17 protein-coding genes and 2 pseudogenes are annotated in these 17,735 nt (G+C 60.0%); 13 read left to right on the top strand and 6 right to left on the bottom strand.

Annotated elements, in window-relative coordinates:
• Positions 1–23: 23 nt before the first annotated feature.
• The 3 genes from J2R76_RS41065 to istA form a co-directional block, all read right to left on the bottom strand.
• Positions 24–170, bottom strand: a complete 147-nt coding sequence (locus tag J2R76_RS41065; protein WP_375166509.1) for a phage integrase N-terminal SAM-like domain-containing protein — start codon at positions 168–170, stop codon at positions 24–26.
• 580 nt (positions 171–750) lie between these two features.
• On the bottom strand, positions 751–1,491 hold the full coding sequence (gene istB, locus J2R76_RS19200; RefSeq protein ID WP_253624463.1) for an IS21-like element helper ATPase IstB: 741 nt from the start codon (positions 1,489–1,491) through the stop codon (positions 751–753).
• A gap of 11 nt (positions 1,492–1,502) precedes the next feature.
• Positions 1,503–3,026, bottom strand: coding sequence for an IS21 family transposase (gene istA, locus J2R76_RS19195; protein ID WP_253624464.1), 1,524 nt, complete (start codon positions 3,024–3,026; stop codon positions 1,503–1,505).
• Positions 3,027–4,376: 1,350 nt separating this feature from the next.
• Between istA and J2R76_RS19190 the strand changes: the two genes are divergently transcribed.
• The 8 genes from J2R76_RS19190 to J2R76_RS19155 all read left to right on the top strand — a co-directional run bounded on the left by J2R76_RS19190 (position 4,377) and on the right by J2R76_RS19155 (position 11,862).
• Positions 4,377–4,532 carry a hypothetical protein gene (locus J2R76_RS19190; protein ID WP_253624588.1) on the top strand — a complete coding sequence of 52 codons (156 nt, stop codon included), beginning with the start codon at positions 4,377–4,379 and terminating at the stop codon, positions 4,530–4,532.
• 543 nt (positions 4,533–5,075) lie between these two features.
• Positions 5,076–5,645: a GNAT family N-acetyltransferase gene (locus J2R76_RS19185; protein ID WP_253624587.1), complete on the top strand. Its 570-nt coding sequence runs from the start codon at positions 5,076–5,078 to the stop codon at positions 5,643–5,645.
• 1,315 nt (positions 5,646–6,960) lie between these two features.
• On the top strand, positions 6,961–7,302 hold the full coding sequence (locus J2R76_RS40670) for a transposase (protein ID WP_256521136.1): 342 nt from the start codon (positions 6,961–6,963) through the stop codon (positions 7,300–7,302).
• Between the two features lie 245 nt (positions 7,303–7,547).
• Positions 7,548–7,865 carry a hypothetical protein gene (locus J2R76_RS19175; protein WP_253624586.1) on the top strand — a complete coding sequence of 106 codons (318 nt, stop codon included), beginning with the start codon at positions 7,548–7,550 and terminating at the stop codon, positions 7,863–7,865.
• 92 nt (positions 7,866–7,957) lie between these two features.
• Entirely contained in the window at positions 7,958–8,782 is an 825-nt protein-coding gene (locus J2R76_RS19170) for a tyrosine-type recombinase/integrase (protein ID WP_253624585.1), read from the top strand.
• Complete coding sequence (locus J2R76_RS19165; RefSeq protein ID WP_253624584.1) at positions 8,779–9,711, top strand: tyrosine-type recombinase/integrase; 933 nt, start codon at positions 8,779–8,781, stop codon at positions 9,709–9,711. Before J2R76_RS19170 ends, J2R76_RS19165 begins: the two co-directional genes overlap by 4 nt.
• Positions 9,712–9,865: 154 nt before the next feature.
• Entirely contained in the window at positions 9,866–10,945 is a 1,080-nt protein-coding gene (locus tag J2R76_RS19160) for an IS630 family transposase (RefSeq protein ID WP_253624502.1), read from the top strand.
• A gap of 23 nt (positions 10,946–10,968) precedes the next feature.
• Positions 10,969–11,862: a tyrosine-type recombinase/integrase gene (locus J2R76_RS19155; protein WP_253624583.1), complete on the top strand. Its 894-nt coding sequence runs from the start codon at positions 10,969–10,971 to the stop codon at positions 11,860–11,862.
• 439 nt (positions 11,863–12,301) lie between these two features.
• Here J2R76_RS19155 and J2R76_RS19150 read toward each other — a convergent pair.
• Together J2R76_RS19150 and J2R76_RS19145 are read right to left on the bottom strand one after the other, a co-directional pair.
• A pseudogene (locus tag J2R76_RS19150) lies at positions 12,302–13,511 on the bottom strand (IS91 family transposase).
• 10 nt (positions 13,512–13,521) lie between these two features.
• Positions 13,522–14,403 carry a site-specific integrase gene (locus J2R76_RS19145; protein ID WP_253624582.1) on the bottom strand — a complete coding sequence of 294 codons (882 nt, stop codon included), beginning with the start codon at positions 14,401–14,403 and terminating at the stop codon, positions 13,522–13,524.
• Positions 14,404–14,590: 187 nt separating this feature from the next.
• On the opposite strand from J2R76_RS19145, the gene tnpB reads away from it, so the two are divergent.
• From tnpB to J2R76_RS41050, 5 genes and pseudogenes are all read left to right on the top strand, one after another.
• Complete coding sequence (tnpB, locus tag J2R76_RS41060) at positions 14,591–14,683, top strand: IS66 family insertion sequence element accessory protein TnpB (protein ID WP_375166508.1); 93 nt, start codon at positions 14,591–14,593, stop codon at positions 14,681–14,683.
• Positions 14,640–15,689: pseudogene (locus J2R76_RS19140) on the top strand (IS66 family transposase); the annotation flags it as partial. The gene tnpB and the pseudogene J2R76_RS19140, both read left to right, overlap by 44 nt.
• Entirely contained in the window at positions 15,602–16,039 is a 438-nt protein-coding gene (locus tag J2R76_RS19135; protein WP_253626042.1) for a transposase, read from the top strand. The pseudogene J2R76_RS19140 and the gene J2R76_RS19135, both read left to right, overlap by 88 nt.
• Before the next feature lie 465 nt (positions 16,040–16,504).
• Positions 16,505–16,672 carry a cupin domain-containing protein gene (locus J2R76_RS41055; RefSeq protein WP_375166507.1) on the top strand — a complete coding sequence of 56 codons (168 nt, stop codon included), beginning with the start codon at positions 16,505–16,507 and terminating at the stop codon, positions 16,670–16,672.
• A complete protein-coding gene (locus J2R76_RS41050; RefSeq protein ID WP_375166577.1) occupies positions 16,662–16,781 on the top strand; it encodes a cupin domain-containing protein in 120 nt (39 codons plus the stop codon). The genes J2R76_RS41055 and J2R76_RS41050 overlap by 11 nt, the downstream gene beginning before the upstream one ends.
• Positions 16,782–17,098: 317 nt before the next feature.
• On the opposite strand, the gene J2R76_RS19130 is transcribed toward J2R76_RS41050, so the two are convergent.
• Entirely contained in the window at positions 17,099–17,575 is a 477-nt protein-coding gene (locus J2R76_RS19130; protein ID WP_253624581.1) for an Lrp/AsnC family transcriptional regulator, read from the bottom strand.
• Between the last annotated feature and the right edge of the window lie 160 nt (positions 17,576–17,735).

Here is a 17,735-nt window from a genome sequence, read left to right as displayed (position 1 = left end):
TGCAGTTGGTAGGCGCGGACCTGCTAGAAACTCAGCCGCTCCGGGGCGCAGCCGAAATGGCGGCTAAACTTTGCGATCGCATAGATATAGGATTTCTGGGTCGACGGCGACAGATTGCGGACCGTCATGTCCTCGATCATGCGCTGGCGAAGAGGGCTCATCGTAGCCATCTGGGTCTCCCTGTCTTGAGAGGGGTGGTGCGAAGACCAACATCCTCTCAGACAGGACACCTCAGTTCAGCGGGCTCCCCCCAACTCCCGCGCAGCGGGTTCGTTTCAATCCTGAGCGACATCGAGCGGAATCAGCACCAATTGGTATCGAAACGCAATTGTAGATGCCGATTGATAGCCAAAACCGTGGATCATCTGGGCGTTTTCTCACGGCAGAGATTAACTGAGTTAGAAGGGAATCTCCGCGCATGGGAAGAGCCAACAGGTTCTGGTCCAAGGTGTTCGCGAATCTCGGCTAGCCTTGCCTTTGTGTGCGGATTCCGATGATCGCGCGCAGGTATTCCAATCTGATGCCGCGCAGCGTTCCGATCTGATCGCGCGCAGGTGAAGTACCCGATCGTTAAAGGCAATTGGCACTATCGTTAGCCCGTGGTCAAGCGGCTGCCGAAGAGATCGCGTCGCATGTTTGATGGTGTCGCTCGATGGAGCGAAGCTGACCGGACGCGCGCCCCCAACAGTGCCGTAGCGGCCGGTCAGCTTCGCGGGCTGCAGTCCCGGTCTTCATTGGCAGACCGCGTAATCAAGGCCGAGGAAGAACGGGCGGGCGACGCATGGAGTCACCGTTCAGTTCGAGCCTGTGAGCGTTGTGAAGCAGGCGATCGAGTATGGCATCAGCATAAGTTGGGTCGTTTATGAGCTCATGCCATTTGGCAATTGGAAGCTGGCTGGTGACGAGCGTCGACCGACGGCCGTAGCGATCTTCGAGGATTTCGAGCAGATGATGCCGCGCGTTGGCGTCGATGGCCTGGAGGCCCCAATCGTCCAAAATCAGGAGCTCGACGGCGGCGATGCTCTTCATCCGCGAGCTGAGTCGGCCGTCGCCCCGGGCAAGGTCCAGTTCTTCGAACAACCGCGGCAGCCGGGTGTAAAGTACCGAGTGGTTGTCCCGGCAGGCCTTGTGACCAAGTGCACAGCCAAGCCAACTTTTCCCGATGCCTGTCGGCCCGACAATGGCGCAATTCTCGTGGTTCTTGATCCAGTCTCCCTTGAGCAGCATGTCGAACAAGCGGCGGTCGAGCCTACGGGGGGCGCGGTAGTCGATATCCTCGGGCACGGCATGATGACGCAGCTTTGCCTTACGAAGGCGAAGCGCCAGGCGCCGGTTGTTACGCCAGGTCGCTTCATGGTCCAGCAGCAGCGCCAACCATTCGGCGTGAGCGAGGCCATGGACCTCCTCGTTGTCGGCAAGGCTCTTAAAGGCCTCGGCCATGCCGGTAAGGCCGAGCTGGGTAAGCAAGTGGAGCGTGGGGTGTGTCAGCATTTTCTTCCCTATTAGTGGTAATAGTCCGAGCCTCTGATGTTGGTGTGTAGGATCGGCTCGCGCTCGGGGGACGTGGGCGTTGCAACGCGATCGAGCCCCTTCTCGAGGATCGATTTGACGCTCGGGTAGTTGCGAGCCTGGATCTCAATTGCGCGCAGCGCGGCCGCCTCGAGGCGCTCGGCGCCAAAGCGCTTCTCAAGCCGGATGATCCCCAGGCACGAACGATAGCCCTGTTCGGGATGCGGCCGATCCTCGATGATCCGGTCGATCAGCAGGCGCAGCATCGGGCCGATCCGGCTTGCCTCGCTGCGGATCTTTGCCGGCGTCCACTCGCCATAGCGCCGGTGGCTGGAGGGCATGTGGGCGCTGATCGTCGTGTGCCGCCCGTTGCCGCTGCCGCGCATATGCGCGGCAATACGCTCGCCCCCCAGGAAGATTTCAATCGTTCGCGCACAGATCCGCGCTTCTACCTCGCGACGGGCGAAGCGATAGGGCACCGAGTAGTAGTGTCGTTCGACCTCGACGTGATAGTCGAGCCCGACCCGACATCGGCGCCATTCGGCATGGACCCACGGCTCGCCGGGAAGCGGTTTAAGATTCGGCGCGTCAATTTCCTCGAACAGCTGGCGCCGTGTGCGGCCATACTGGCGCAGCACCCGTCCGTCATTGAGCTTGGCCAGCCACTCGGCGATCGCACCGTTGAGTTCGGCCAGGCTGTAAAAAGTTCGGTTGCGCAGCCGCCCCAGCAGCCAGCGCTCGATGATTCCGACGCAGGCCTCAACCTTCGCCTTATCTCTCGGGCGACGCGGCCGTGCCGGCAAAATCGCCGTGCCGTAATGCTGCGCCATATCGCTGTAGCTGCGGTTGACCATAGGGTCATAGAGGCAGGCCTTGATCACCGCGACCTTGGCGTTGTCGGGCACCAGCAGTTGCGTCGCGCCGCCAAAAAAGCTGTAGGCCGCGTTATGTCCCGCGATCCAGTCGCCGAGCTGCTCGGTCCAGGTCGCCAGCGCGAACGACAAGCTGGATGCGCCCATGACCGCCACGAAGATGTGCGCGTCACGCACCTCGCCAGTCTTACGGTCAACCACCGGCACCGTGTCGCCGGCATAGTCGACAAACAATTTCTCGCCGCCGCCGTGGTGCTGGCGCATCACCTGCGGCAGCCGGCCTTCCCAATTGCGGAACAAGTCACAGAAGCGGCTGTACCGGTACCCGTCCGGATGCTCCGCAATGTACTCGTCCCACAGCACCTGCAGAGTCACATGCTTGCGCTTGAGCTCGCGGGCAACAACGGACCAGTCAGGCTCGGCCACCTTGCGGCGACCAGGCTTCACGCCAGGCACCCCGTACAGCAGTTGCTCCAGCTCGGCGTCGCTTGTCGCTTCCGGGACCGGCCATGCCAGACCCGCGCGCGCAAACCGCTTCAGCGTGTCACGTACCGTCGTCGGTCCGATGCCGACGCGCTCGCCAACCACGCGCGTCGAGAGCCCAGCCTCAAGGCTCAGCCTCACAATCTCGCGCACCTGGCGCATGATAACCCTCCTCGTTGGCATCCAATCCTCCCAGCTGCTTCCAGCCGGAGAATTGGCCCAACGATCGGGCTTCACACCATCCGAAACTGCGCGCGATCAAATCGGAATGCTGCGCGGAGAATGCTCGGAATGCTGCGCGCGATCATCTCGGAACCCTGCGCGCCATCAAGTCGGTACGGTGCGCACCATCATCTCGGAATCCGCACCTTTGTGTGCCCAAATCTCACGCTGAGGCTCGTGGCGCACAACGATTCAAGGCGGAGCGGAAAGAGAGCGGTGCCGACTTGTCCGCACGCCGCGCTGGAGTCACAGATGCGGTAACCATCGCCGGCTTCGCCTAAGCGCTCCTCGACGAGCTCTTGGAAAGGCTCCCGGAATCCAAATCGTCGCGGAAAACGCGGAGACAGGCCTTGCGGATGTCGGTGTCGCGGTGATCGCCCGTGGAGACAACGAGGCGGTTGGCGTCATAGTTCTGGACGAATGAACTGCGGTCTACGCGGGCGGCGAGTTTGGACAAATCTCGGTGCTTTCGTCCCGACATAGATCGCAGGGCGTTGCGCCTCATCTATTGGGAGCGCTCTGGAAGGATGCGCGCTAGGATGGAAGCGTCTGGAGGCCGGAGCACCGGGACAGCCGAAATGGAAGCGCACCCGCGCGTCTATCTACCGTAACGGCATTGAGGAGGTCGATCCTGCCTTTGCCGCATGATATGAGGTCGTGGTGTCAGCTTCTGCGAGCCATCTTGTGTTGAAGTTACTGGAGTAGTTTGTCTTCGTTGAAACAAATCGATGTGAAGGGAGACCCTTTCGTCGTGCAATTTCGTCGCATGAGGGATCGAGAGGAAATTGTCGCCTGAGCCTGGAACAGCCGGCCCGTGAGAGCAGAAACATATTCGAGAGGCGGTCAATGCGGTAGCGCGGGTTGCCGACAAGTGAGTTCTCGCCGGCGATAGTTTTCTCACTCGGCAACAAACATCCGTTCGTTGTAAATCTAAGAAAGCGGGTTCTCCAACCGCTGTGAAAAAGAGTTCATCTTCGACTCGCGCAGTCGTTCTTTCTTTGAGATCATTGGCGGTAGTCAATGCTGCTTGACAGAGGTGAATGCCTGAGGATCTGGAAAAAACCTCTTCGAATCCGATAACTCTGATTTGCACAAGTGCCTGCGACGTACGATTTGCGCGTCGCGCTATGGGCCTATCATTTCGCCTCCGCGTGCTGACGCCGCAGATCGCGGATAGTAGCCAGGCGCTGCGGTGAACAGCTGCTCGATCGCATCGCGCGGCGTGAATGCGAAATGATGCCCGCGTCAATCGATTGCCCTTCTGTCCAAACTCGCACCGCCAAGGAAAGCATGATGACCACGACCAACGACCCCACCAAATGCGGCTATTTGGCGCCGAACGTGTCCTGCGGTCTTGTCATGTCGTCGATCCTACTCGGCTTCCGGTATTTTCAGGAGGAAGTCGAATATTTCGGCAAGCATGCGATCCCGCTGCTCCGACGTTAGAGGCGCCGATGCACGTTCAGGCCGCCGAATAGGCGTAAGGAGGGGCTGCCCAGTGGCCGGGATTGCGACAGGAGTGGACGTACTTCGTCTCGAAGAGGGCCACGGGACGAAAGATCCACGAGGCAACGCAGGAATTCGATGTCGCGACAGAGCTGCTGATCGTGACGGAAGGTTTACGGCTATCACCGCAGACTCAACGAGCGTTCGCTTCGCGCCGCCCGGGCGGCAATCGCAATGGGCCCCCTCGAACGTCATTGCTCGGCAACTGGACCGGCAAGTCGCTGGTCGGTTTGTTCTACGGGAGGAGAGTAGATCCAAATTCGCGAGGTTAATCGCTAGCGGTCAGCCCTGTTCCTTTTCGACCTTCTGGCGATACTTTCAGCTAAGAGTGAAGCGAAGAAGTTAGTGCCTCTCAATGGTGTGAACCAAGGCGTCATCTGACGTTCAACATGGCAGCATATCTGCTTTGGGTCGCTGCTGCGGCAGCTTTCCTGCCCCGATGCTGCCGCTGGACTACATGGTGAGCTTGAAGGAGGATGTGACATGGTGACCACGCGTAAAGTGTCTGTCGATGACGCCACAACGGTGACCGAGATGGTTGGTGCCCTGCTTGCCGAACTTGGGGCCGGCCACCTGCAGGCCGAATTAGATACCCAGCTAGTTAACGACCTCCTCGCCATGAAAGAGCGCATCTCAGGGTTTCTCGCTTTCACAGAAGAGCGCCCCGTCGGCATCATCATGTTGTCGGAAAGCGCCGCCCTTTTCGCGCGCGGAACCTACGGCATTATCACGGAGCTCTACGTGGTATCAGATCAGCGATCATCTGGGGTCGCGATGCGCCTCATTGAGGCCGCCGTGGATCTGGGGACGGCAAAAGGCTGGGGCCAGCTTGAAGTGGGGGTGCCCAATCAGCCGATGTGGAGCCGCAGCCCCAACTCAGCATTGTACCTCAAGGCCGGTTTTGCAGAGATCGGGCCACGCCTCAAATTGCCGTTGCACGGCCTAGCTGGCCGACGAACGGAAGGTAGTCCTGCGGCCCTATCGCGGTTAGGTCCTCGGCGGCGACGCGCATTGCGCCGCCCTATCCCGGCATCAGCTCCAAGGTTTGCTTGAGCGTCGATTTGCCGCGCTTGATTGACCCGCAGTGAAGCTTGTGATGCCGGAGCTGAACCCGGCCCCACCGCCGCAGCTGTATGTACATACTAACCCTCTCCCTCAGTGAGCCGATCCGCTTGCTCAGAAACTGGGGACAGGAACCGATGATGCCCTGCCGTAGTCCCTGGACGCTCGCCAGTGTCCCCAACGTCCGGACGGAGCGGCTTCCGAACGGGCCGCTTCTTGGCCACAGCAGCCCTAAAGATCCGGCGGATGCGCACGCCGATGGCGAGCCTCTTGTTTGGTTTGGATCGTTCGCGCCAAAAGTCGCGATCGATTCGGCGCTCGTAACATCAATGGCAAAGTGCCCTGAGCTCGGCAGAACTGCTGCCGGCCTGTTTCGTTGGGCTGAGCAAATCCGGCGGCATCGTACGTCGAGGGGTCCATTCTTGGTCTCCTTCCCGTTAGCGGAGATAAAAAATGGGAACAGCGCAATTGCTCGAACAAATCCAGTCGAGCTTCACAGCGCGGTTAGATCGTCGGGCACTTCGACGAGCTTCCGGGTTACCTTGGGGTCGCCGAAAATCCGCTGATCACTGGCGCGTTGCTAGCGCAGACGAGCAGGCGGTGTAGCGAAACTCTTCAAGGACGTTCGAACGCGGAGTTTAAGCGTCAATGCGGTGCCCTTTTCAGTATCGACACGACGTTACTGTGCAGGGTCAAACGTAACCCTGCTTTACGGATTGACCGTTTGCGGCCCGCAAAAACCATGACGCAGTTGAGCCGCTCCCGATTTGGAGAAGCGATGAGGCGACCTCACGCCCACAAGCTAGGTGTAACGATCTATGAGCATTCGCCTATGATCCGCGTGAACACCAAATGCCATAACGCACAAAGGTTCGGTTACGAGCAAGAAGGTCGTACTGGCAATGAACGCCTGGGAGCCCAGTTCCCCTATCTGCGGCGCAAGGTGGCGATCGTTATCCAGTGACATGATCGCGACGACGGCGAGGCCCGACAAGCTGAATGAGATCGGCTTTAGGAAAGGCGTCACAATATGCGATTCCCGAATGTTCCTGAACTATTACCGAAACACACCCTGATGGTCGCATCATTTTCGGCAAATTGCTGTAGCACTTTGCGTTCGCCGGACAGGTAGCCAATCACTATGATGGGCCATCGCCCAGAGCTGCGGAAGTCGGGGACAACTTCCGCACGCTTTACCGTAACCCCGTCTGGCGCGGGGGATGAACAATCGGCTATCGGCTACTGAGTTTGTGAGCCGATGTGAGCTTCTACGTCTGCGCCTAGTTCTGGAACTAGAACCTTCCATATGATCGAATCTGTCGCCGACCGTCTTGAGGGAGCGCCGCGGCAGCTTCGCCGACGCTGGTCGGACGAGTTTAAGGCCCAAGTCGTGAAGCTGGAGCTTGGCGCGAGCGTCTCGGCGATCGCTCGCCGGATTGGCATTCACCCGTCGCAGCTGTTTGCTTGGCGCCGTGATGCTCGGGCGGAACGACATTATCGCGAGCGGCACTCGAGTTGCGGGGGTGAGATGGCGTCTTTGTCAGGCGCAGTGATCGAAATTGCCATTGGCGAGGTGATCGTGCGCGCCGGCGTGGACGTCGACGAGGCGCAGCTGCAGCGGGTGATCCGGGCGGTACGTTCGGCATGATCCCCTCTGGCGTGAAGGTGTTCCTGGCCAGCCATCCAGTCGACTTCCGCAAGGGTATCGATGGGCTTGTTGCGCTGGTGCGCGATGCCGGCTCAGATCCGTTCTTATGTGTCGGACGAGATTATGTGGCGGAGGCGCCTTAACGCCATCCGGGCCGGCCACGGCTGGATTCCTCCGCCACATGATATTTCGTGCCCCTCGTGCGGACGCGGGATTCCCCTGCGCCGTAACGCCGGAGGGGCACAATGTTCGAGTTCTATTTTTCGTACCGCGGGGTGCTTAAACGCCTTCGTGACGGGGCGCTCGGCGCCGAGATGGATCGCATCGCGGGGCACTTTTTCTCGCTCGGTTACAAGCAAGCATCCGCTAAGCTTTATCTGAGCCGGATCGCGCGGTTCGGCCGTTTTGCTGCAGCACATTGCGGTTCACGGCCGATCGGCGAAGCGACGATAGCTATCTATGCACATTCACCACGGACTCATCGCGGATTGCGGCAGTGTCTGCGCGCCAACACGCGCGACGGGTGGCGCCCGAACGATTCATTGCCTCGACGCCCATTGTAGTCGATGATCCGGACGCTCCGCTTTTGCGCTCCTTTTCTGACTATCTGAGCTGGGGACGAGGCCTTGAGCCAAGGTCCCGCGATGGCGTTCTCTTGGGCGCACGGCGCTTTCTGGATTGGCTCCGCCATCGCCATCCTGGCCAAGACCTCGAGGCGTTGGCGGCAGAGCATGTCCTTGCCGCTGTCGAGTATCGGCTGTCGCTCTCGGCGACCTCCGGCACTCGAACGGTGGCGATCTCTCACATCCGAACGTTTCTCCGCTTTCTGCATTGGGGTGGCCACCACGAGCAGGATCTGGCTCCCGTCGTTCCAAGAACGTCATATTGGCGACTGGCCCAGTTACCGCCCCGGCTTTCGTGGGATGATGTTCGCCGCGCCATCGATGCGATCGGCAAGGCGACGCCGATCGACCTTCGCGATCGAGCTGCCCTGTTGTTGCTCGCCACCACAGGCATTCGCAACGGCGAGCTACGCGCTCTTCAGCTCCGGGATATCGACTGGCGAGCTGGCGAGGTTTTTGTCCGGCGCACCAAGGGCAAGCGTGACCGAGTGGCCCCGCTCATCGAGGAGACCGGCGCCGCGCTCGCCGACTACATCCTGCGGGTTCGACCGAAGGTCGATAGTCAGCATCTGTTCCTGTCCTTCACGCCGCCCGTGGGACCATTCACGTACGCGTCGTCTGTTTCGAGGATCGTGCGGAAGCGATTGCAGCATGGTGGGATCAAGCTCGGTCGCGTCGGAGGCGCACATCTCCTGCGCCATAGTCTAGCCATCCAGCTCGTGTGGCGACGAAGGCCGATCAACGAGGTCGCCGATCTTCTAGGGCACCGAAGCATCAACACAACGGCGCTCTACGTGAAGGTCGCGGCCTCGCAGCTCGCTGAGGTCGCGCTTCCCTTTCCGGGAGGCGCCGCATGACCGCCTTCGCCGCATTCCTCGACGACAAGGTCGAGCGCTACATCGAGCTGCGCCGCTCCCTCGGCTACGCCTTCAACAAGCAAGCCGGCACGCTGCGGGCTTTCGTTCGCTACGTCGAGCGATCTCAGCTGGGTGCGCCCGCCACCCGGACGATGGTGCTGGACTTCGTCCTGTCGTTCGGTGGTGCCGCCGACAGCCGCGCGGTCCGTCACGGCGTGCTCCGCCGATTCTACGAGTACCTGGTCGTCTACGCCCCCCAGACCGAGGTCTTGGAGCGCAAAGCTTTCCCGCGGTCCAGGGCGATTCCGCCGCCGCGCATCCTAAGTGAGGCTGAGCTGACGTCGCTTATCGACGCATGCAGTTTCATTTCGCCAGGGAATCCTCTCAGGGGCCGCACGATGGCGACGCTAATTGGATTGTTGGCCAGCACGGGATTACGATCGGGCGAAGTGGTCAGCCTTGATCGCGGCGACGTCGATCTGACCAACGGGGTCGTCCTCGTCCGTAAAACCAAGTTCCGTAAAGACCGCCTGGTTCCTGTTCACCCAACGACCCAGGCAGCCCTTCGTCGATACGCCCGTGAGCGCGACACCGTGTTTCCCAGGCCCAAAGGCGAGGCCTTTTTCCTCAGCTCGCGAGGCTGCCGTCTGTCGGCGACCGGCCTGCAAAGCAACTTCGCTAAGGCCCGCAAGCTCGCGGGTCTTGACAATGGCAAGCCTCTGCGACCGCACGATCTCCGGCACCGGTTCGCGGTGACCAGGCTCAGGCTGTGGCACCAACAGCGCGAAGACGTCCAAGCGCTGCTGCCCTTACTCGCCACCTACCTCGGCCACGCCAATTATAGCGACACAGCCTACTACCTCACCGGCTCGTCGGATCTCCTCGCCATCGCGGCTGAGCGCGCCTTCCTCGACGGAGGCGCGGCATGAACGAACACCTCCTGCTGGCGCCGCTCCTGGAGTCGTACTTTCGTCGCCGGTTGACCAAGCAGCGCAACGCAACCTTCGCGACCCTAGTGGATCAAATCTGACATTTGAATCCGGAAGGGATTCCGTCGGAGCCGATTGCATGCGACTCTGACGCATGCGCACCGGTATTTCCATCAAGGTTAGCCTGTCTGATCGCCACCGGCTGGAGGCGCTCTTGCGGGATCGCAATGCCCCACAGAAGCAGGTTTGGCGGGCCGAGATTGTGTTGTTGAGCGCCGCCGGGGTCGGCACCAACGAGATCAGGCGGCGGACCGGGAAGTCCAAGACCTGCGTCTGGCGCTGGCAGGAGCGCTTCATGCAGGAAGGCTTCGACGGCCTTCTGCGCGACAAGACGCGTCCCTCGCGTATTGCACCGCTCGGAACGGAAGTTGCGGCACGCGTGGTGGCTCTCACGCAAACCGATCCGCCAGCCGAGACCACTCACTGGACCGCAACCATGATGGCGAAGGCGGCCGGTATCAGTGCCAGCTCGGTGCAGCGCATCTGGCGCGCACACGGGCTGCAACCGCATCGTATCCGGCAGTTCAAGCTCTCCAATGATCCCAACTTCGTCGACAAGCTGCATGACGTGGTCGGGCTTTATGTCGATCCACCCGAGCATGCCATCGTGCTCTCGGTCGACGAGAAGAGCCAAATCCAGGCGCTCGACCGCACCCAGCCGGGCCTGCCGCTGAAGAAGGGGCGCGCCGCCACCATGACGCACGATTACAAGCGCAACGGCACCACCACGCTGTTCGCCGCCTTCGACGTCCTCGAAGGCAAGGTCATCGGGCGCTGCATGCAGAAGCATCGGCATCAGGAGTTTATCCGCTTCCTCAACCAGATCGAGACGCAAGTTCCCGCCAACAAGGCCGTCCACGTCATCCTCGACAACTATGCGACCCATAAGCACCCGAAGGTCTACAAATGGCTCGATCGCCATCCGCGCTTCACCTTCCATTTCACGCCCACCTCGTCCTCGTGGCTCAACGCCGTCGAGGGCTTCTTCGCCAAGCTCTCACGGCGACGCCTCAAGCGCGGCGTCTTCCGATCCGTCCGCGAGCTCAAGGCCGCCATCAACCGTTTCCTCGACGAGGCCAACAATGACGCAAAACCCTTCACATGGACCGCAGACCCGGACAAAATTGTCGCCGCCGTCAAACGAGGGCATCAACTGTTAGATTCGATCCACTAGCCAGCTATCGCGATGCCTTGCGCATGCTGATCCTCTTTGCCGCCGCCCATTTGGGGAAGAAGCCGGCGGCGCTGGCCCTTGAGGATCTCGATCGGGACCTCGTTCTCGCCTTTCTTGACGAGCTTGAGGAGAAGCGGAACAACTCCGTCGCAACGCGCAACGCCCGACTAGCCGCGATCCGATCCTTCTTCCATCACGTCGCTGCCGCCGATCCCGCCTCGTTCGGCGTCGCCCAACGGGTTCTGACGATCCCCACCAAACGGGCCCACATCGAGGTGACGCATCATCTCACCAACGCCGAGGTGGAGACCATCATCGAAGCCCCTGATCAGACGACGCCCCGCGGCCGGCGCGACCGGGCCTTTCTGCTCTTCTTGGCGAGAACCGGCGCTCGCGTGTCCGAAGCGACCGGCGTCAACGCGAACGACCTTGAGTTGGAGCGAGGACGCCCGCAGGTTCAGCTTCACGGCAAGGGACGCCGAGATCGCGTCGTTCCCATTCCTAAGGATCTGGTGCGATCGCTGACGGACCTATTGAGCGAACGCGGCCTCGCCAATCATGAACCGCGGCCGATCTTCGTCGGGGTCCACAACGAGCGCCTGACGCGTTTCGGCGCGACACACATCGTGCGGCGTGCCGCCTCCCAGGCCGGGTCCACGAGGCCAAGCTTGGAGGGCAAGCCGATATCGCCGCACATCTTCCGGCATTCCCTCGCCATGAAGCTTCTCCGGTCAGGCGTGGACCTCCTGACGATCCAGGCTTGGCTTGGCCATGCTCAGGTCGCCACAACCCACCGATACGCCGCTGCGGATGTCGAGATGATGCGCCTGGGACTCGAGAAGGCGGGCGTCTCAGGCGACCGCAGCGCGCGCTTCCGGCCGAACGACACCATCCTGCAGCTGCTGGCCAACATCTGATTATTATGTGGCGGAGAAACCCTGGATGGCCGGCCCTGGCTGGCGTTAGGGAGCCTCCGCCACTTAATCTCGTCCGACACATAATAGAGAGCGTTTTTAGATTGGCGGCGCGTGGTTCAGCACCCAACACGGGCACTCGCGAGGGGCGCCGGTAATCTAAAAACGTGTTGGACGAAGCCGCGGGCACGCCGCTGCAGCTATGGGTGTTGAATCACTGCGCCGTTATTTGTGGACGTCGTGATCTGGGCTGGAGACAAGTCCAAAGCAGACATTGTTACGAAAGTACTGGGTGGAAGGAACATCTGGGAAGCGAAGTAGCCGAAAAATGCGAAGCGCCGGAGGTTTGACGTCGGAAGAACGACAACAGGGCATCTATCGGCTGCCACGACGGCCGGAAGAATTGCGAAAAGGAAGGTGGCGGTTTGATCGAGGTCTCGCATCAAGAAGTGTCCGGTGAACGAGCGGCGCTGAACGAACCTGGCTGCAAGACCTCGACGCACACCATGTGGCCTTGATGACAGGATGGACATTGACGCAAGGAAGCGGCATTGCAGTGCTCAGCCTTCTCGGGGCAATCGGATGGCTCTTCCGGCTCCGAATGAGCATCGGCGGATATCATTCCGAGCAGTTCACGGCAGCGAGCGAGCTTTTGCTTGCGGTAGCGGTTACCCAGAAAACCATAGTAGCGAATACGTTTGAAGCCTTCGGGCAGAACATGGATGAGGAAACGCCGAATGAACTCCCCGGCGTCCAGCGTCATTACTTTCTGCTGGCTTCCGTGGCGGTAATCCTTCCATCGAAAGCGTACTTTGCCGTCTTCGATATCGATGACACGGCTGTTGCTGATCGCTACTCGATGCGTATAGCGGCCGACATAGTGCACAACCTGTTCGGCGCTGCCAAATGGCGGCTTGGCGTAGATAACCCAATTGATTCTGCGGACCTCGTTCAGATAACGCTGAAACGCAGCCGGATCACGCAACGGTTCCAGCCGACGAGAGAAGAATTGTAGCTCGCCGGGTATCGAACGACTTTTGCAAGGCGCTGAGAAATAGGCGCCGGAACAGACGGGAAAGCACGGCCACGGGAAGAAAGAAGCCGGGCCGGCACGCGATCCAGCGGCTGCCATCCGGGGACAGTCCTCCTCCAGGAACGACGCAATGGAGGTGGGGATGGTGAAGGAGGTTCTGGCCCCAAGTATGAAGGACAGAAAAGAACCCGATCTCGGCACCGAGGTGCTTGGGGTCGGCAGCGATAGTTCGCAAAGTCTCTGCAGCTGTGCGGAACATAATATCGTACACGGTGCCGGCATTCTGGAATGCGATCGCTGCGATTTGGTCGGGTATGGTGAAAACAACGCGAAAATACTGCGTATCGAGAAGCTCGGCTTGTCGGGCCTCGATCCATTCTGCCCGCGCGAGCGATTGGCACTTGGGGCAGTTGCGCGAGCGGCAGCTATTGTAGGAGATCCGCCGCTCTCCGCAGTGATCGCACTGCTCGACATGGCCACCGAGCGCGGCCGTTCGGCAGCGCTCGATCGCCGTCATTGCTGCACGTCGTTCGGTCGATAGAGACCTCCAGTGCTGCTCGCGCCAGGCAACACCATAGCGGCGGAAGATATCCGCCACTTCCGAACCTGAGCGTCCCATGGGGCCGCCGTCAGAAATGTTCAGGCGGCGGCCGTGGTGGTGCCTTAGGGATTGGGCGCGGCAGCAGCTCCAGCGGGCTGGTCGCCGCGCAGACTTTGTTTGTGGCTATCCGGAGATATTGCGTGGTTGTGGACAGGCTGCGATGGCCAAGCAAGAGCTGGATGGTGCGAAGATCGGTGCCGGCCTCGAGTAGATGGACGGCGAAAGCATGCCGCAGCGAATGCGGCGTTACGGGCTTGGCAAGGCCCGTTAACCGATGTGCCTTGCTGCAGGCGTCCTGCACCGCGTTGGTCGATATCGGCTCGTTGGGGATACCGCCGGGAAACATCCACGTGCTCGGCCGGACGGTGCGCCAACGGTCGGTCAGTGTCTCCAGCAACCGTGCCGAGAGCATGACGTAACGGTCCTTCTTCCCCTTGCCTTGATCAACGCGTAGCACCATCCGCTGTCGGTCGATGGCCCCCGGCTTTAGGCGTACCGCTTCGGAAATGCGCAGACCGGCGGCGTAGCATGTCGTCAGGATCACTTGATGCTTGAGGCTCTCCACGCAGCCGAGGAAGTGCAGCACCTCTTCGGGACTGAGGATGACGGCGAGCGTCTTGGGCACCTTTGGACATGGAATGATGAGGTCGAAATCCCATTCGAAGCCGAGCGCGACACGGTACAAGAAACGGAGCACTGAGGCGGTCACGTGGATCGACTTCGGCGCCAGCTTCTTCTCGTTCGTCAGATAGACTTGGTAGGCGCGGACATCTTCCGGCCCAAGCAAAGCCGGCGACTTCGCAAAATGGCGGGCGAACTGCGAAACCTGCAGCAGATAGGATTCCTGCGTGTGCGGTGACAAGTTGCGGATCTGCATGTCGTTTATCATGCGTAACCGAAGCGGGGTCATTGAAGGCTCCTTGGCATGAACGCTGCAAATTACGTCTCACCATGGCACGCCAAAGCGGTTACAGTTGCTTCAGCCGCATTCCTTCATCCGACGATGGGCCACCCTTGCCGAGTGTTCTGCCGCGGAGCGGCTTCGTCCAAGAACGGTTATGTTGCGTGCAACATAACCGTTCGACGGTGCGCTTTACGTGTTCCGGGCGAAAAGGGCCGACCGAATCAAGATCGTATGGTGGGATGGCTCTGGCGTGTGCCTCTATTATCGAAGGAGGCATTCCGACTGAAGCGCTTCTGGCCCACATCGCCGTCGCCAAATATGCCGATGGCCTGCCGCTCTACCGGCAGGAGGCCATCTACGCCCGCGATCATGTCGAGCTTGACCGCCAGCTGATGGCCCAATGGATGGGCAAGCTCGGCTTCGAGCTCGAGATCCTGGCCGACTACATCTTCAGCGAGGTCAAGAAGGCCGAACGGGTCTTTGCCGACGAAACCACTTTGCCGACGCTCGCTCCGGGCTCCGGATCGACCAAGACGGCCTACTTATGGGCCTATGCCCGAGATGACCGAACCTTTGGCCGCAACGGTCCGCCGATGGTGGCTTATCGCTTCGAAGACAGCCGCTCCGGCGAATGCGCGGTCCGCCACCTCAATGGTTATCGCGGCATCCTGCAAGTGGATGGTTATGCCGCCTATAACAAGCTCGCGCGATCCGATCGCGGCAATGATGGCATCACATTGGCTGGCTGCTGGTCACACTGCAGACGCAAGTTCTACGAGCTGCATGTTGCAGGGAGCTCAGAAGTGGCAACGGCGACGGTCGAGCGGATGGCGAAGCTCTGGCAGATCGAGAAAACCGTGCGCAGTCAAAGCCCCGACGCTCGCGTTGCCGCGCGCCAGCAAACCTCCGCGGCGATCGTCGCAGATCTCTTCGATCTCTGGCAGCAGACCTTGCGGCGGATCTCCGGCAAATCAAAACTGGCTGAGGCGATCCGCTATGCCGTCGCGCGCCGTGCCATCTTCGAACGCTTCCTGACCGATGGCCGCATCGAGCTCGACTCCAACATCGTCGAACGCGCCATCCGGCCACAAACAATCACGAGAAAGAATAGCCTCTTCGCCGGCAGCGACGGCGGGGGACGAACTTGGGCGACCATCGCGACACTGCTGCAGACGGCGAAAATGAACAACGTCGATCCGTTCGCCTGGTTCGCCCTAACACTTCAGCGTATCGCCAACGGCTGGCCGAGCAGCGAAATCGACGCGCTTATGCCATGGAACCACGCCGCCTGACGGCCTCAGCTTGCCGCTTACGGCGGATCTCCGGCAAATCAAAATTGGCCGAGGCGATCCGCTATGCCGTCTCGCGCCGTGCCATCTTCGAACGCTTCCTGACCGATGGACGTATCGAGCTCGACTCCAACATCGTCGAACGCGCCATCCGGCCACAAACAATCACGAGAAAGAATAGCCTCTTCGCCGGCAGCGGACGAACTTGGGCGACCATCGCGACACTGCTGCAGACGGCGAAGATGAACAACGTCGATCCGTTCGCCTGGCTCGCCGTAACACTTCAGCGTATCGCCAACGGTTGGCCGAACAGCGAACTCGACGCGCCTATGCCATGGAACCACGCCGCCTGACGGCCTTAGCTTGCTGCTTACGCTTTACCCGGTGTTCAATGGTCTGAATATCGAATCATCTTGGACCGGCCCGATCGACCGGTCAGTGGACGGACTGCCGTTTTTCGGTCATCTAGACAATCACCCGGACATAGTTTGGGGATCGGCTTTTCCGGTCAGGGCGTCGGGCCGACCGTTCTCGGGGGAAAGATACTTGCCTCACTTGCCCTCGACGAAGCGAGCCAGTGGTCCGACTGCGGACTGGTCCGAGACGATGTAGAGCGATTCCCAATAGAACCTTCCGCTACGCCGGCTCCATCTTTGTGCGTGAAGCGTTGCGCCGAAAAGAGGGCCTCCAAGACCGTGCCCGGCGTCCCGACTTCCTTACTCTTGCGATCGCGAACCTTGCTCCCGTCGGATACGTGCCTTCCCGGCGCAACTAACATTACCCAGTATAAAGGCCCGATCGGCGAGCCTGTTTCTATCATGCGCAGCAAGCTCGCGTTCAAGTCTTCTACCAACGTTACCTGCGCCGGCGTTTGGGAATGCTCGCCTGGAAGATGGCGCCGTCAGGTAGCCGAGGTGGAATTCTCCACGTTCCTTTCGGGGCGTTGTACGTTTACGCCACGATGGTGGTTCGTCTATCGTCCTTGAAGCCGGCGACTCCATATATTTTCATCCAAACACAAATGGGGAATGGAACATCATTGAGACGGTTCGGAAGGCCTACGTAATTCTCCCCCGACTACACCAGCCAATGTGATCGGAGGCGAGATGGACATCGCAATCACGACCTTCATATAAACTTCTCCTAGGAGACCGTAAGCAGGAGCACGCTCTGGAAGACAGTGAGCAGCCCGAAATTGGCTCTCGCTCAGCGGCGGCATCAGTCGATGATCGCGTCGGTTATCTTGGTGCGGGTCGGCACGACTCTGCTACCGTGGCGAGTTGGTGGGTGCAAGCCAAAAACGTAAACGGTATCTTTGAACAAAGAGGAGCGACAGTGCGGAATTCCCGCGTTCTATGCGAGTGAGGGATGAAAAAAACGCTCACGCATAGATCCGCCGGTGGAACATCGCATCAATCCTCGGGCGGAGGCTCAACTGGAACGGCAAAGCCCACCTTTACGCGGTCCATTATAACCATCGTCTTGACCGCCTTAATGTCCGGATTCTCATAGAAGAAACGTCGAGTGAACTGCTCATAATCTTCCATCGTACGCGCGGTAATGTAGAGGACGAAGTCAGCGTCGCCGGTAACATAAAATCCATTGACTACTTCAACCGACGACTTCATGGCCTTCTTGAACCTGTCGATTATATCTGCGCGTTCCCGCTCCAGCGTTACTAGCACAAGCATTTGAATAGGGTTTCCCACCGCCTTCGGTGAAACGATTGAGACATCGGCCTCGATGATGCCTTCCGAACGCAGCCTCTTGAGTCTTCGCTGACACGCGGTGGCGGAAAGCCCTGTACGTTCGCCGATCACTTCCGACGTTAGACGGTTATTCTTCTGCACAATTTCAAGAATGCGCGCGTCTATTCGATCGTATTTCATAATCGGCTCCAAGGCGAATTCCGTCGCAAAGCAGCTGGAGGGCGCAGCAAATCATCCAAATGGCAGCAAAGTGCGACGCAAATATCTTTACGACGTCAGTATCCTGAATGCACGGGCAATTTCAACGGGTCCCGCGGTGAATAATCTCTGTTTGCAGCCG

This window comes from Bradyrhizobium sp. USDA 4532 (assembly GCF_024171315.1).
GTDB classification, from domain to species: Bacteria; Pseudomonadota; Alphaproteobacteria; order Rhizobiales; family Xanthobacteraceae; genus Bradyrhizobium; species Bradyrhizobium australafricanum.
The sequence above is the reverse complement of the archived record's forward strand: the minus strand, read 5'-3'. Positions and strand labels throughout refer to the sequence as shown.